The organism is Rhodococcus sp. WAY2 (assembly GCF_009859915.1).
In the GTDB taxonomy this organism is placed as follows: Bacteria; Actinomycetota; Actinomycetes; order Mycobacteriales; family Mycobacteriaceae; genus Rhodococcus_F; species Rhodococcus_F oxybenzonivorans.
Map to the genome: position 1 here is coordinate 4,529,597 of NZ_CP046572.1, position 14,475 is coordinate 4,544,071.

General features: G+C 66.6%; 13 protein-coding genes. 8 read left to right on the top strand and 5 right to left on the bottom strand.

Going from position 1 to position 14,475, the window contains the following annotated elements; all coding sequences use genetic code 11:
* Positions 1-66: 66 nt before the first annotated feature.
* Positions 67-633, bottom strand: a complete 567-nt coding sequence (locus tag GFS60_RS20570) for a hypothetical protein (RefSeq protein ID WP_109333322.1) — start codon at positions 631-633, stop codon at positions 67-69.
* Positions 634-727: 94 nt separating this feature from the next.
* On the opposite strand from GFS60_RS20570, the gene GFS60_RS20575 reads away from it, so the two are divergent.
* From GFS60_RS20575 to GFS60_RS20585, 3 genes are all read left to right on the top strand, one after another.
* Positions 728-2,530: a penicillin-binding transpeptidase domain-containing protein gene (locus GFS60_RS20575; protein ID WP_159924099.1), complete on the top strand. Its 1,803-nt coding sequence runs from the start codon at positions 728-730 to the stop codon at positions 2,528-2,530.
* Between the two features lie 97 nt (positions 2,531-2,627).
* Positions 2,628-4,307, top strand: a complete 1,680-nt coding sequence (locus GFS60_RS20580) for an NTF2-like N-terminal transpeptidase domain-containing protein (protein ID WP_159927392.1) — start codon at positions 2,628-2,630, stop codon at positions 4,305-4,307.
* 67 nt (positions 4,308-4,374) lie between these two features.
* Entirely contained in the window at positions 4,375-5,112 is a 738-nt protein-coding gene (locus tag GFS60_RS20585; RefSeq protein ID WP_159924101.1) for a sulfite exporter TauE/SafE family protein, read from the top strand.
* Positions 5,113-5,133: 21 nt separating this feature from the next.
* Here GFS60_RS20585 and GFS60_RS20590 read toward each other — a convergent pair whose 3' ends face one another.
* Positions 5,134-6,606 carry a peptide MFS transporter gene (locus tag GFS60_RS20590; protein WP_159924103.1) on the bottom strand — a complete coding sequence of 491 codons (1,473 nt, stop codon included), beginning with the start codon at positions 6,604-6,606 and terminating at the stop codon, positions 5,134-5,136.
* Positions 6,607-6,666: 60 nt separating this feature from the next.
* Entirely contained in the window at positions 6,667-7,044 is a 378-nt protein-coding gene (locus tag GFS60_RS20595) for a DUF3054 domain-containing protein (RefSeq protein WP_159924105.1), read from the bottom strand.
* Positions 7,045-7,590: 546 nt separating this feature from the next.
* Between GFS60_RS20595 and GFS60_RS20600 the strand changes: the two genes are divergently transcribed.
* A complete protein-coding gene (locus tag GFS60_RS20600; RefSeq protein WP_159927393.1) occupies positions 7,591-7,833 on the top strand; it encodes a helix-turn-helix domain-containing protein in 243 nt (80 codons plus the stop codon).
* On the opposite strand, the gene GFS60_RS20605 is transcribed toward GFS60_RS20600, so the two are convergent.
* Entirely contained in the window at positions 7,830-8,951 is a 1,122-nt protein-coding gene (locus tag GFS60_RS20605; protein WP_159924107.1) for a lysylphosphatidylglycerol synthase transmembrane domain-containing protein, read from the bottom strand. The two genes, GFS60_RS20600 and GFS60_RS20605, sit on opposite strands and share 4 nt — an antisense overlap.
* A gap of 28 nt (positions 8,952-8,979) precedes the next feature.
* Positions 8,980-10,437, bottom strand: coding sequence for an adenylate/guanylate cyclase domain-containing protein (locus tag GFS60_RS20610; RefSeq protein WP_109333310.1), 1,458 nt, complete (start codon positions 10,435-10,437; stop codon positions 8,980-8,982).
* Between the two features lie 244 nt (positions 10,438-10,681).
* Between GFS60_RS20610 and GFS60_RS20615 the strand changes: the two genes are divergently transcribed.
* From GFS60_RS20615 to GFS60_RS20630, 4 genes are all read left to right on the top strand, one after another.
* The gene (locus GFS60_RS20615; RefSeq protein ID WP_236603516.1) at positions 10,682-11,821 is read left to right on the top strand and encodes an AI-2E family transporter; all 1,140 of its coding nucleotides are present in this window, start codon (positions 10,682-10,684) and stop codon (positions 11,819-11,821) included.
* On the top strand, positions 11,818-13,023 hold the full coding sequence (gene macS / locus GFS60_RS20620; protein ID WP_159924109.1) for a MacS family sensor histidine kinase: 1,206 nt from the start codon (positions 11,818-11,820) through the stop codon (positions 13,021-13,023). Before GFS60_RS20615 ends, macS begins: the two co-directional genes overlap by 4 nt.
* A complete protein-coding gene (locus tag GFS60_RS20625) occupies positions 13,016-13,684 on the top strand; it encodes a response regulator (RefSeq protein ID WP_159924111.1) in 669 nt (222 codons plus the stop codon). The genes macS and GFS60_RS20625 overlap by 8 nt, the downstream gene beginning before the upstream one ends.
* 73 nt (positions 13,685-13,757) lie before the next feature.
* Entirely contained in the window at positions 13,758-14,420 is a 663-nt protein-coding gene (locus GFS60_RS20630) for a DUF1707 SHOCT-like domain-containing protein (RefSeq protein WP_159924113.1), read from the top strand.
* Positions 14,421-14,475: the final 55 nt, after the last annotated feature.

Sequence of the window (14,475 nt, forward strand, 5' to 3'; positions counted from 1 at the left end):
TCTGACGCGCCCTGCGCGCATCGGGTGAGTTCAGGGTAGGGCCCACCCGATGCCGCGGCAATCGAATTAAATCTGCGGGCCGTCCGCGCGCAGTTCGTCCACCTTCGCCATCGCCTCGCGCAGTTCGGTGAGCCACTGCTCACTGTGCTTGCCTGCGAGTCGAACCGTCCACATCAGGGCGTCCGAGCGAGATCGCGCCACCCCGGCGTCGACCAGTGTGTCGAGAACCTTGCGTTCGGGCTGGCGAAGTCGGGTCATCACCGGCACGGCGAGGTGAGTGAACAGCGAGCGGCGGCCGTCGAGGGTGACTCCCCACGCCACCTTCCGTCCGTAGCGGAGTTCGGCCTCGTGTGCGATGCGCATTCGGTCGGCGCGAGTGCTCTCGCGGAAGCGTGCGATGCGCCCGTCGACGGCGGCCTCCGAGGCGGAGTCGCCGGACTCGACGGGAGGCAGCTCTCCCACGACGACGATCTCCTCACGGTCGACCTCGACGGTGGCCGGCCCGGTGAACCAGTCGTCGGGCAGTCGGCCGGCGAACCAGTCGGCCGCGTCGCTCGCATCGGGAACATCTGCTTGCTGCCATCCGCCGGGACGGCCGAAACGGCGGTCTCCGGGGGCCTGGGCGTTCTTCATGGCGTCCTCCTGGGAGCCTGGGTGCTCTGTCTGTGTGACGAAGCACTGATTACATGATTACACCCTTATCGTCAGGGCCGCCAGCATCTCAGGCATGATCGACTACGTGCGCACCTCAACAGTTCGTCACAGTCCCACCGGCCCCAGACGTAAGGCCACCGCCGGCATGGCCGTCCTCGCGATGACGCTGTCCGCCTGCGGCCTCTTCGGACCGGATCAGCCGGATACCGTCAGCCAGGAATTCGTCGATGCTCTGAATGCCGACGACGTCCAGGCAGCCGCGGCCCTCACCACCGACCCCGCCGCCGCATCGGCGGCCATCACCGCCCTCTACGACGGGCTGGGCAACAAGGACGGAACCTTTGCCCGTACCGAAGTGCAGGAGTCGGGCGACGGCGCCGGAACCTTCACGATGGAGGTCACCTGGCCCTTCGCCGAAGGTCAGCAGTGGAAGTACAGCACGAGTGGCAACGCGGCGAAGCAGGGTGACGACTGGAAGATCACCTGGGACCCGGCTGTGCTTGCGCCCGGGCTCACGGAAGACACGACCGTTCGCTACACCCCGACGACCGGGCGGCCGCCGAAGGTGCTGTCGGCGTCGGGCGCGCCGATTCTCACGGAGCAAGTGGTCACTCTGGTGAACCTGGACCAGGGTGCGGACACCGCCGCAGTCGCAGCGCTGCTCGCCCCCCTCGCACCCACGATCACCCCGGCGTCGCTGCAGAAGGATGTGGCCGATGCCCAGGGCAAACCCGTCACCGCGATCAGCCTGCGTGCGGAGGATCTGGCGCCCATCGAGGCGCAACTGACCGCACTTCCGGGGGTGACGCTCGTCCCGCAGGCGCGACTGCTGAGCACCGACAAGGCACTGGCATCCCCGACGCTGTCCGGACTCGCCGACCTGTGGCAGCAGGGGCAGGACACCTCCGCCGGGTGGGCCGTCCAGTTGGTCTCAGCCGACGGCTCGGCGGAGAGCATCGCGGGGGAGGACGGCCCCGTCGCCCCCGACATCACGACCACCCTCGACCTCCCGATGCAGACGGCGGCCGAGCGGGCACTGGCGGACACGCCGCAGCAGGCCGCGATCGTCGCCCTGCGCCCGTCCACCGGTGCCGTGCTGGCGGTCGCGCAGAACGCTCCCGCCGACGCGCTCGGCCCCATCGCGCTCACCGGCCTGTACCCGCCGGGGTCCACCTTCAAGACGGTCACGACGTCGGCTGCCCTGCAGGCTGGATCCGCCACCATCGACACGGTGCTGCCCTGCCCCGGAACCGAGAACATCGAGGGCAGGCAGATACCCAACGACGATCAATTCGACCTTGGTCAGGTCCCGCTGCACACCGCCTTCGCCCGATCGTGCAATACCACGATGGGCCGGTTGGCTGTGGGGCTTCCGGCCGATGCCCTACAGAACGCGGCCCTGCAGTTCGGACTCGGGGTGGATTATGTGACACCGGGTTTGACAACCGTGACCGGCAACGTACCGATCGCCGACAGCCCGGCGGCTCGTGTCGAATCGGCGATCGGTCAGGGTCAGGTGACCGCGTCCCCCTTCGGAATGGCATTGGTCGCGGCGTCGATCGCTCACGGCTCCACGCCGGCGCCCATGATCGTGGCGGGCCAGCCGGGCACTGCCGATCGGACGGCCCCGCCGGTGCCTGCCGAGGTGACCGCGGATCTGCGGACTATGATGCGTGAAACTGTGACCGGCGGTACCGCTACTGCGCTGCAGGACATTCCGGGACTGCTCGGAAAAACCGGCACGGCGGAGTCCGGTAACGGTCCGGCACACGGCTGGTTCGTCGGAATCAAGGACGATCTCGCATTTGCCGTATTTGTCGCCACAGGAGACAGCTCGGCCCCTGCTGTGCAGGCCGCGGGGCGTTTTCTGCGCTAAACCGGTTCGCTGGTCGTGCTCGACGAGATAAGTTGTGGCTCAACCGTAACTCCTTCGTAGGCAAGTTGTGCTTGTTACGCATGTGACTGAAAGCAAGATGGTGGACATGGGGAATGGACGATCGCTTGGACGCCGCAACAAATACGTGATCGCCCTCATAACGGCTGTGATATCAGCGGTCGTTCTGGCGTCCTGCGTGATGTCAACAGAGGAGGCCGACGCCAAGTCGGTCGTCGCCTCCTTCGTCGAAGCGCTGAACGAGCGCGATGCCGCTGCCGCTGCCGCACACACCTCGTATCCCAACGCCGCAGAGTCGGCGATTCAGCAGATGTTCGACGGCTTGAAACCCGAGGACGCCCAGTTCGACCTCACCCAGTTCATGGACCTCGGCTCCGACTCCGGATTCTTCACCGTCGGTGCCGCGTGGAACTTCGGTAAGGGCAAGGACTGGAGCTATCAGGTGCAGGGCGGCGTACGGCATCTGTCGGTGGGCTGGCGCATCTCGTGGGATCCGTCGATCCTCGCGCCCGACCTCGGTAACGGGCGTATCGTCCGCTACGACCGGACGGACGCCGCTCCGCCCAGGATTTTCGACGCCGCCGGTGCGCTGCTGATGAACGAGCAGACCATCAATGCGATCACCCTGGATCCGGCCACGATGCCGGATCCCGTCGCGACTACCCGCCGCCTTGCCGAAGTTCTCGAACCGGTGGCTCCGCTGGTGACGGCAGACACGATGATGGCCGATCTCGCCCAGAAACCGGGAGAGCAGGTCACCGCAGTCCTCCTGCGCGATCAGGACTACCTGTACCTCGAGGAGGACTTGAACATCCCCGGGGTCGTGGTGATCAAGACACCGAAACTGATCACAGCGGATCGCCGCATCACCACCCCGCTGCTCGACCCGCTGCGGAAGGTGTGGCAAGCGAACCGTGACGCCACCGCCGGCTGGGCCGTGCACCTCGTCGATCCCGACGGCACGCTGATCCCGCAGGCGGGATTCCAGGGCCCACCCGGACCCGACATCGTCGCCACCATGGACTCGCGGCTGCAGTTGGCTGCGGAGGAAGCGGTGGTCAGTGTGGGCACCCCGGCCTCGATCATCGCGATCCAGCCGTCCACCGGGGCCGTCCTCGCCGCCGCGCAGAACAACCAGGCGATGGAGCAGGGGCCGATCACCTTCCAGGGTCTCTACCCGGCCGGGTCGAACCTCGACCTGATCAAGAAGGCCGCAGGACTGCAGAAGGGCGTCGACCCGTCGTCGCTCTCGATGGAGGACATCGCGAAGGCAGGGAACCAATTCGGACTCGGGATGAACTACAACGTTCCGGGGCTCGACCACCAGACCGCGGTGTTCACTGCCGACCAGTCGGGAATGAACCAGGTGATGAACCGCAAGAACGAGGACCTACCCGCCGTGACACCGTTCGGAATGGCGATGGTGGCGGCGTCGATCGCCCGGGGCAGTGCGCCCGCACCGATGATCGTGCAGGGTCAGCCGGGGACCACCGAGGTGGGGGCGCAGCCGCTTCCCGCGAACGTCACCGATCAGCTGCGCGCAATGATGCGGGACAACGTGGTGCGCGGCGGCGCTTCTCTGCTGAACGGCTACCCCGACCTCATCGGCATGAACGGGGCCAGCGGCGATGACCGCTGGTTCTACGGATCCCGCGGAGACCTCGCCTTCGCGGTGCTCGTTGCCGACGCGGACGGTGGCGACCGCGCCGTGAAGATGACCGACATGCTGTTCCGGGAGATGGCCAAGCCGGCGAGCTGACCCTGCGTTCACCGGTGTCGTGCGGCGGCGCTGAAGGAGTAAGTACGCAAGGGTAAGTTTTTCACCTGTGCCCCTGCTCGATATCGGTCTACTCGTCGTCGCGGGGTTCTTCGCGGGACTGGTCGGCTTCGTCACCGGACTGGCCTCCATCGTGTCGTACCCGGCCCTACTCGCCGCGGGACTGCCGCCTGTCACCGCGAACGTCACCAACACCGTTGCGATGGTGGCCGTCGGCGTCGGCGCGCTCTCCAACTCGACGCGCGAGGTGGCGGACACGGGCCCGAAGTTGTGGCGCTGGGTGCTGGCGTCCGCTGCCGGTGGAATAGTCGGGGCCGCCATCCTCCTGGGCGCCCCCGAGGGTTCCTTCGAGGCCGTGGTGCCGTTCATGGTGGCGTTCGCCGCGCTAGCCCTGCTCCTGCAGCCGCGAATCCGCGCGTTCGCAGGGGAGCGCGACCTGCCCCGTACCTACATGCTGTCCCTGTTCGTCGTCGCAATCTACGGCGGCTATTTCGGCGCGGGAGCCGGCGTGATCTTCCTGGCGAGCGCGCTGATCCTCACGTCCGAGACGATCTGGCGCGCCACCATCCTGAAGAGCTTCCTCCTGGGTATCGCGAACCTCGTGGCGGCTCTCGGCTTCGCGGTGTTCGGACCCGTTCACTGGGGCGCCGCGGCGGCGATGGCGATCGGTGCCCTCGCCGGCGGGTGGTGCGGCCCGCCGGTGGTCAAGCGGATTCCGCCGTCGATACTCCGTGTCGTGATCGCGGTGGCAGGGTTCGGCCTCGCCGGGTGGCTGTGGATGCGATGAGCGGACGACCACGAACCGGGGTCAATGCACTCCCTTCATCAGACGCTTGATCCACGGTGAGCCGACCGCCAGCAGCACGCCCACCGCGATGGACCCGACGCCGATAGCGGTGAAGTAGGGAACCTCGTTGTTCTCGTTGTAGAAACCGGCCAACGTGCCCGCCATCGCGGTACCCAGCGCCACGGACAGGAAGAACAGGGCAACCATCTGCGTGTGGAAAGCCTCCGGTGCGAGCTTGGTCGACAGCGACAACCCGACCGGCGACAGGAGCAGTTCCGCGAAGGTGAACAGCAGGAGGATGCCGCACAGGCCGAGCAGCGGAGCGCTGTTGGCGCCACCACCGGACATCGGAATGAACGCCAGGAACGCCAGCCCCATGATCATGGTGCCCATCGCGAACTTGACGGGGGAGGACGGCTGGCGCGGCCCGAGCTTCGTCCATGCGGCGGCGAACACGCCCGCGAAAATGATGATGAAGACCGGGTTGATCGATTGCACCCAGGAGGGCGGGAAGTCCCATCCGAACAGGTTGCGGTCGAGTCGCTTGTCGGCGAAGAGAGCCACCATCGTGAACTGCTGCTGGAACAGTGACCAGAAGACGGCACTCGCGATGAACATCGGAATGAACGCGTAGACCCGGCTCCGCTCGATCGCGGTGATGCGGCGACTCGACAGGATGATGGCGAAGTAGCCGACGGCCGCGACGACAGTGAGCGCCACGACGACATCCGACATGTTGCTCGTGGTGACCAGACCGGTCAGGCACGCCGCGGCGATCACGATCACTGCTGCGGCGGCGATGGCGATCCACTTGGTGCGCTGGTCCGACGGAAGCGGGTTGGGGGCGGTCGCACCGATGCCGCGCAGATGCTTGCGGCCCAGCGTGTACTGGGCCAGACCGAACGCCATGCCGACGGCGGCGAGGGCGAAACCGGCGTGGAAGCCCATGGTGTCCTGCGCCCAGCCGGTCAGCAGGGGACCGACGAGGGCACCGAGGTTGATACCCATGTAGAAGATGGAGAACCCGGCGTCGCGGCGCTCATCGTGCTCGTCGTAGAGGTCGCCGACCAGCGAGGTCGCGTTCGCCTTCAGACCGCCACTGCCGAAGGCCACACAGACGAGTCCGACCCCCACACCCCACAGGCCCGGGAAGACGGCCAGTGCGATGTGCCCGAGCATGACTAGTACTGCGCTGTAGAACAGGGTGCGCTCGGAACCGAGGAGCCGGTCGGCGATCCACGCACCGAGGATCGTCGAGAGGTACACCGTGCCGCCGTAGGCGCCGACGATGCTGGTGGCCGAGGCCTCGGAGATTCCGAGCCCGCCGTCGGCTGCCGAATAGTAGAGGTAGTAGATCAGGATGCCCTGCATCCCGTAGAACGAGAACCTCTCCCACATCTCCACGCCGAACAGGTTCGCGAGTGCGAACGGCTGGCCGAAGAAACCGGTGTCGGCTCGCTTTTCGTCCTGCCGCGGATCGACGGTGTCACTCATGCAACGACTGTCCCACTTCGCACGTCGGTTCGGGCGGCGACGCGGCGGATCCGCTGCCGATCAGCTGGGCGTGCGTACCTTCGTGACGGCTCTCGCGACCGCACGCCAGCCGAGAAGGAACACCGCCAGAACAGTGCCCGCCACCAGGATGAAACTGAAGGCCGTGCCCTGACCGCTGACGACGCGGAGCAGCATGCCGACCACCAGCGTCGAGAACCACACCAGCAGCCCCGTCGGCACGATCAACACCGCGTCGAACTTGTCGCGGTACAGCGCTACGGTCGCGGCCCAGCCGACGGCGAGGCCGCTGAGGAAGGGCCATGCCGTGATGGCGAGTCCCGTCAGCGCGTTGGCTTCGTCGTGGCTCCGGCGGCCGATGGCGCAGAAGACGACCACGAGCACGACATCGACGACAAGTGCGGGAAGGAACTTCTTCACCCGGTCAGCGTAATGCGGCGGCACATGCGACCCACGGGCACGGCCGACTCTTGTTCTTGTGGAGGATGCGCAGCATCCGGGGCGACGCGGACCGTGCTTGACCATCTCCTCAAAATCTCCAGCCGAGACTGTAGACTTTTGGTACCGGCGGTTCTAAAGTATTGATCGTCAACAGAGGGAATCAACTAGCGGGGTGGCCGACGGGCTACCGAGGAAAGACGAAGGCACGGGGCGGAGCCGGAAGCACGAAGAGGTGGCTCCGCCCCCCGAACACCCGGCGTGAGAAGGAGAAGGTCAGCTACTCACGCTGTTCACAAGAAGTCGAGGTGAGAGGCGGGTGTTGCGTATCCATCATCAGGATCCGTATGCAATGAATGTCCTGTCCTTGTGCCGGCCGCGGCCGGTGCAGCTATAACCCCTTCGGACCCCGGCGCGAGCTCGCGCCGGGGTCCCTTACGACGCAAGGAAGGGCTCGACGCAGGAACTGTGGATAACTCCACCGGCACCACCAATGAACTCGACAACGACGACTACCCCGCCTACACCATGGGGCGCGCCGCCGATCTTCTCGGTGTCACCGCAGCGTTTCTTCGGAGTCTCGACGACATGGGATTGCTGGTGGCGTACCGCTCGGAGGGCGGGCATCGACGCTATTCGCGACGTCAGCTCCGGCTTGCCGCCCGCGTCCGGGAGCTCGTCGACAGCGGCACGGCAGTCGAAGCGGCCTGCCGCATCGTCTCGCTCGAAGACCAGCTCGCCGAGGCTCGGCGCGAAAATACCAGCAGCTAGGCAGTGTCGGCTTCGCCGGTGCTGTGCGGGGTGTGTTCCGCTCCCGGCTGGTCCCGGCGCTCGAACTCGAGGTCCATCTCCAGGTCCTCGTGCTGATTGTGGCGGAAGAGAATGAGGAAGACGATCCACCCGATCAGGGCCACGAGGATGTAACTGACCATGCGGTAGACGAAGACGGCTGCGAGCGCCTGCGACGCCGTCGTTCCCGCCGCCGTCAGGGTGGCGATCAAGGTGCCGTCGACGAACCCGAGTCCCCCCGGTGCCAGCGGAATACTGGCAACCGCCTTGGCGGCAGCGAACGCGATCAGCAAACCGGCGAACGAGGGTTCGGCGCCGACGGCCCAGCAGGCAAACCCGAGACAGGCCACATCGGCGAGGCGGTGCACCGCCGACCACCCGAAGGCGGCGAGGGAATCGCGCCGGCCCAGCTCCACCGAATCGAGCTGGCTGAGGATCTCCTTCCACCGCTCGACGCCTGTTTCCGGAGGGTTCTTACGGAACCTGTTGTACCGAGTGAGAACCCGATGTCCCGTCGACTCGATGCAGTCGGGGTTACGGGATATGTATCGCAAGCCGTAGAACAGGGCGAATGCGGCGATCAGCGACAGCACCAGGGTGATGGGGCTGACTCTGGTTCCGACGGCGAACGCGCCGGCCACGCCGAGGAACGCGAGGCTGCCTGCGGCGATCACACCGGAGATCGCGAGCTGCCACGATGCGACGACAGGCGTCGCGCCCCACTTTCGGGTCTGCTTGTAGGTGAACGCGGTGGAGAAGACCTGGCCTGCCGGCAGGCTGACGGCCATCGCAGTGCTCGCGTAGATGACGGACACGGACTTCAACTGGGAGACGACGACGCCTCCGGCTCGAAGCAACCGCTGCTGGACGGCGCCGTAGCCGCTCAGCGACACCGCCTGCGCCGCGATGCAGGCAGCGACCCATCCCCAGTGGATCTCGGTGAGTGCTTTCCACGAATCGCTGAGGGTCGGCCACAGGTAGATGCCCTCGATGGTCAGGAGGGCGAGCAGCCCGGCCCCGAGCAGCCATTTGATCCACCAGAATCGACTTCGCTGCCGAGGGGGCTCGGCAGTGGGCGGGTCGGAACGAGGCAGGGCCACATCCCAAGCGTAACCAACGGGTAGCGGATTACTCCGGATAGTCCTCCGGCCAAGCCAGATGGGTATTGCGACGACGCCCACGTAACTGCACCTGTTCGCCCAGCTCCCAGTGCGCCTGCTCCTCCTCGTCGGCGAAGTACAGCGCGCTGGTGGACGCCAGGACGCGGCTGGGATGAAGCTTGGCGAGCTCGGTGAGTCGCGACGCCTCGTTGACGGGGTCGCCGATCACGGTGTACTCGAATCGTTCTGCGGCACCGATATTTCCGGCGACGGCCAGGCCCGCGGACACGCCGATCCCGATGTCGAGACCGGTGATCTCGTGGAGCGCGAACCTCAGCTCCCGCGCAGCTGCCAGTGCCGCGGTCGGGGCGTCCGGGCGGTCGAGCGGGGCGCCGAAGATTGCGAGAGCCGCGTCACCCATGAACTTGTTGACGAATCCGTGGTGTCGGTCGATCACATCGACGACGACGCGGAAGAACTCGTTGAGCAGATTCACCACCTCGCCGGGCGGACGTTCGGCCGCCGCACCGGTGGACCCGACCATGTCGACGAACAGAACGGCCACGAACCTCGTCTCGCCCCCGAGTTCGGTGCCGAACTGGAGTGCTCGCCGTGCCACGTCCTCCCCGACATGCTGGCCGAACAGTTCACGCAGCAGTCGCCGCTCGTCGGACTCGCGCATCATCCGGTTGAACCCGACCTGCAGCCGTCCGATCTCGCTTCCGTCGAACACTTCCACCCGCACGTCGGTGGCGCCGCGCTGGACCCGTTCGATGGCCCGCCGCAACTGCTTGATGGGGTCGGAGATCTGGCTGGCGGTCAGCATCGACAGTGCGAAGGCCTGTGCGATCGCGATGATCGACAGCAGCATGATCGCCCAGGCGAGTGCGTTGGGGGAGAACACGAGGTCGGTGGTCAACTGTGTGACGCAGAGCAGGATGATGCCGATGACGGGCATCAATGTGCCGAGGCCCCAGGTCATCGCCAGGCGGGTGCCGACCCCGGGGGCCATGGTCCGGTCGAATTCCCCCTCGCTGAGGGCGCGCGCCGCCACCGGGCGCAAAATGCGTTCCCCGAGCATGTAGGTGAAGCCGAATGTGGTGGTCGCGGCCATGCACACCGTAACGATCACCGCGACCGCCAGTTCGGGCATCTCGGTGATGGTGAGCAGCACGAAGATGATGCCGCCGAGTATCCACAGGACCAGATGCACGATCGCCTGCCGCAGCGGTGCGTGCAGCGCCGACATCTGTTCACTGCGGGTGGGCGGGCCGCCGCGTAATTGCCAGCGGATGACGGACCGCAGCATCATCGCTGCCGCAGTGAGACTCACCACCGCGGCGAAGGCCAGGTAGCCGCCGAAGATCGCTACGTTGCGCACCCGGTCGGCGATGATGGCCTGCGATTCGGGGATCGGCACGCCATAGCGCACGAACGCGAAAACCAGGATGGCGCCGATGAAATTGGCGAGGAGCATCGAGACCATATAGAGCGGCCACCTGCTGCGGACCGTCGCCGCGATCGCTCTATATGATTTCCGCACGCCGTTCAATTTAGCGGTGGGCAAGTTCGGCAGCGCAGGACACATCCCCTAATGGGTCCGGACACGCCTGTTTCGGGCGCGAACTCCCCGGCAACCTGGTGAAGCTCGATACGCTCCGCAGGTGAACTCGAACGAGGGCTCGACACCGGTGACCGCAGCGGAACGTAGGCATCGTGCCTCGGCGTCCGTGCATCCGGTGGTGCGGGTGGCGGCGGAGTGGACGTGGCGCCTGCTCGTCATCGTTGCCGGGCTGCTGACTCTCGGCTACATCGTCGCCAGGCTCGACACGGTGCTCATTCCTGTGGGGCTCGCACTGCTTGCCTCGGCTCTGCTCGTGCCACTCGTGGACTGGCTGCAGGAGAAGGGTGTGCCCCGATCTGCGGCGGTGGTGGTGGTCCTGGTCGTGTCCATCGGTGTCGTCGCCGGGATCATGACGTTCGTGGTCGAGCAGTTCGTCGCGGGTCTTCCCGGGCTGACCGCCCAGTTCGAGGCGAGCATCGACCAGATTCAGAACTGGTTCACCAGTGGGCCGTTCCACTTCAGCGAAGATCAGATCCACCAGGCCGGCGACTCCGTGGTCAAGTCGATCCAGGACAACCGCGAGCAGCTCACCAGCGGTGCGCTGACCACGGCCACCGTCATCGGGGAGATCTTCACCGGGGCACTGCTGACCCTGTTCACTCTCATCTTCTTCCTCTACGGCGGAAGCCAGATCTGGGAGTTCGTCACCCGCCTCGTGCCTGCGGCTTCCCGCCCCCGCGTTCGGCTGGCCGGGAGCCAGGGGTTCGGCTCGCTCATCGGTTACGTCCGCGCCACCGTTGCGGTTGCAGCCGCCGACGCCATCGGTATCGGCGCGGGACTCGCCATCCTGGGGGTGCCCCTCGCGCTTCCCCTGGCGTCGCTGGTCTTCATCGGTGCGTTCATCCCGATCGTCGGCGCGTTCCTCACCGGATTTCTCGCTGTCCTCGTCGCCCTCGTCACCAAAGGCTTCCTCACCGCGCTGATCGTGCTGGGCATCATCATCGGCGTGATGCAGCTCGAGGCCCACGTGCTGCAACCGCTGTTGCTCGGTCGCGCCGTCCGACTGCATCCCCTCGCGGTGGTTCTCGCGATCACGACCGGAATCGTGCTCGCCGGGATCGTCGGCGGGCTACTCGCCGTTCCCATCGTCGCCGTGCTCAACACGGCGGTCCGGTCGCTGCTGTCCGGGGACCCCGAGGCCACGTTCGACGCGATCGAGGTCGACGATCCCGCCGTTCCCCTCTACCCGGCGGAACCCGACGAACCGGAAGAACCGCAACACTCTCGATCCGACAGTTCCCCATGACCGACGACCATGAGCGCCGCACTCGGCTGCACTACCGGCCGACCGTGCGAGCCGCCGAGCGAGACACCCAGCCGGATGCACCGCTGTGGCGTGCGGCGCAGGCGTTCCGGCTGGTCACCCTGGTGTATGCGGTCAGCTACCAGTTCGTGTCCGTTCAGTACTACTCCCATCAGCGGCTGAGTTGGTTCTTCGTTGCGCTGATGGCGGTGTGGTCGGGAGTCTCGGCGGTGCTGCTCTCGCACGGGAAGATCCCGCGCTATCAGATCGTCATCGCGGACCAACTCGTCGTCATCGCCTTGATGGCGTCGACGAGACTCGTGTCCGACCCCGACTGGTATCAGCACCACCAGACTCTGCCGACGACGTTGTGGGTCACCAACGCGGTGATCTCGGCCGCTGTCTTCGGCGGGCCGTGGCTGGGGATGGCATCGGGTGTCCTGATGGCCACTGTGAGCGCGGTGGTGCGTGACCAGGTCAACCTGGATTTGTGGCGTGACGCCACGGCGCCTGTGCTGGTGTCGGTCGGACTTGCGCTCGGGCTTGCCACCACGACGGCGAGACGGGCGCAGGCCCAGCTGGAACGGGCCGTACGGCTGGCAGCGGCGACGGAGGAACGCGAACGCCTCGCCCGCGAAGTCCACGACGGGGTTCTCCAGGTACTTGCCCTCGTTCGTCGGCGCGGAAACGAAATCGGTGGTCCCGCAGCCGAACTCGCGGACCTGGCGGGGGAGCAGGAGGTGGCGCTGCGCATGCTGATCTCCGAACAGGGCGCCGGGGTGACCGCAGACCTGGGCGGTGCGGTGATCGACCTGCGGCTCCTCCTGAGCACCCGGGCCAGCACCACGGTGTCGGTGTCGACGCCGGCCGACCCGGTGACGATCGAGCGGGGACGGGCCACGGAACTGGCCGCGATCGTCGACACGGCGCTGTCCAATGTGGCGCAGCATGCCGGGGCCGGAGCCAGGGCTTACGTGCTGCTCGAAGACCTCGGGGACGAGGTGATCGTCAGCGTGCGCGACGACGGCGCCGGGATCGCCCCCGGCAGACTGGCCGAGGCGGAAGCCGAAGGGCGCATGGGAATATCGAAGTCGATCCTGGGGCGGGTCCGAGTACTCGGCGGGACTGCCGAACTCGACACCGAACCCGGGCAGGGCACCGAATGGGAGATCCGCGTGCCGAAGGGAGAGGACCAGCATGGATGAGGAGCAAGCCGGCGGTCACATCACCGTGATGGTGGTCGACGATCACCCGATGTGGCGCGACGCCGTCGCCCGGGACCTCGAGGGCGCCGGATTCACCGTCGTCGCGACGGCTGACGGCGTCGCCGCCGCAGGCCGCCGCGCCGCCGCAGCGCGCCCGGACGTCGTACTCATGGACATGCAGCTGCCCGACGGAAACGGGGCGACCGCCACCGCTGCGGTGCTCGAGGTGTCGCCCGACAGCCGGGTCCTCGTGCTGTCGGCGTCGTCGGAACGCGACGACGTCCTCGACGCCGTGAAGGCGGGTGCATCCGGGTACCTCGTGAAGAGCGCGTCGGTGGAGGAGCTGCGGGAGGCTGTGCGAGCCACCGCCGCCGGGCAGGCCGTGTTCACACCGGGCCTCGCCGGCCTGGTTCTCGGCGAGTATCGCCGGATGTCGAGTGCGCCCGCCGATGAGCGGGGACCCGCCGTTCCGAAGCTCACCGAGCGGGAGACGGAGGTGCTGCGTTTCGTCGCGAAAGGATTGAGCGCCAAGCAGATCGCAACCAAGCTGTCGCTCAGCCACCGCACCGTCGAGAACCACGTGCAGGCCACCTTGCGCAAGCTGCAGTTGGCCAACCGCGTCGAACTCACCCGGTACGCCATTGAGCAGGGCCTCGAGTAGCCCGTGAGTACTTGTTAACAACGCGTTGTTAACAAGTACTCACGGGCGGCGGAGGCGCACTAACCTGGTCGGCATGGAGGCACGGGATCTACGCGTATCCGATGCGGAGCGCGAACACGTCGGTGAACTGCTGCAGCGAGCGGTGGGCCAGGGGATGCTGTCGCTGGGGGAGTTCACAGAACGAATGGATACGGCGCTGGCCGCGAAAACGCGCGGCGAACTCAATGCCGTCCTCGTCGACCTCCCGGGAATACAGCTGATCTCGGAGTTCGTCCCGCCCCCGTATCCCGACCGGCCGTACGCCGCGCGGCCGATCCCACCCTCGTCGGCACCTGCACCGTCGGTAGGCCACCACGTGTCCGTGCCGCCGCCCGGTGAGATCATCCGCGGTCGGATGTCCTCCGTCACCCGCACGGGCTCATGGAGTGTGCCGGCGTCCCTGAAAGTGGACACCCGGGTGTCGAGCGTAAATCTCGACTTCACTCGCGCGGTCATGGCGACACAGGTGGTGTACCTCGATGTCGACGACTACGCGAGTTCCCTCACCCTGATCGTCCCCGCGGAGGCGACCGTCGACCTCAACGGGATCGAGACGGTGGGCGGCAGCGCCACCAACAAGGTGCGCAGCGGCCCGCCCATCGGCCCCCTGCATTTGGTGGTGCGCGGCAAAGTCCGGTTCGGCACCGTGACTGCCCGGCATCCGTTCGGCACCTCACTCCGCAATATGTTCCAGTGAGCGGGTTCGTCGAAACCCCCACCCCGCTCGAGTAGGTCTACTCATGTGCGAACGC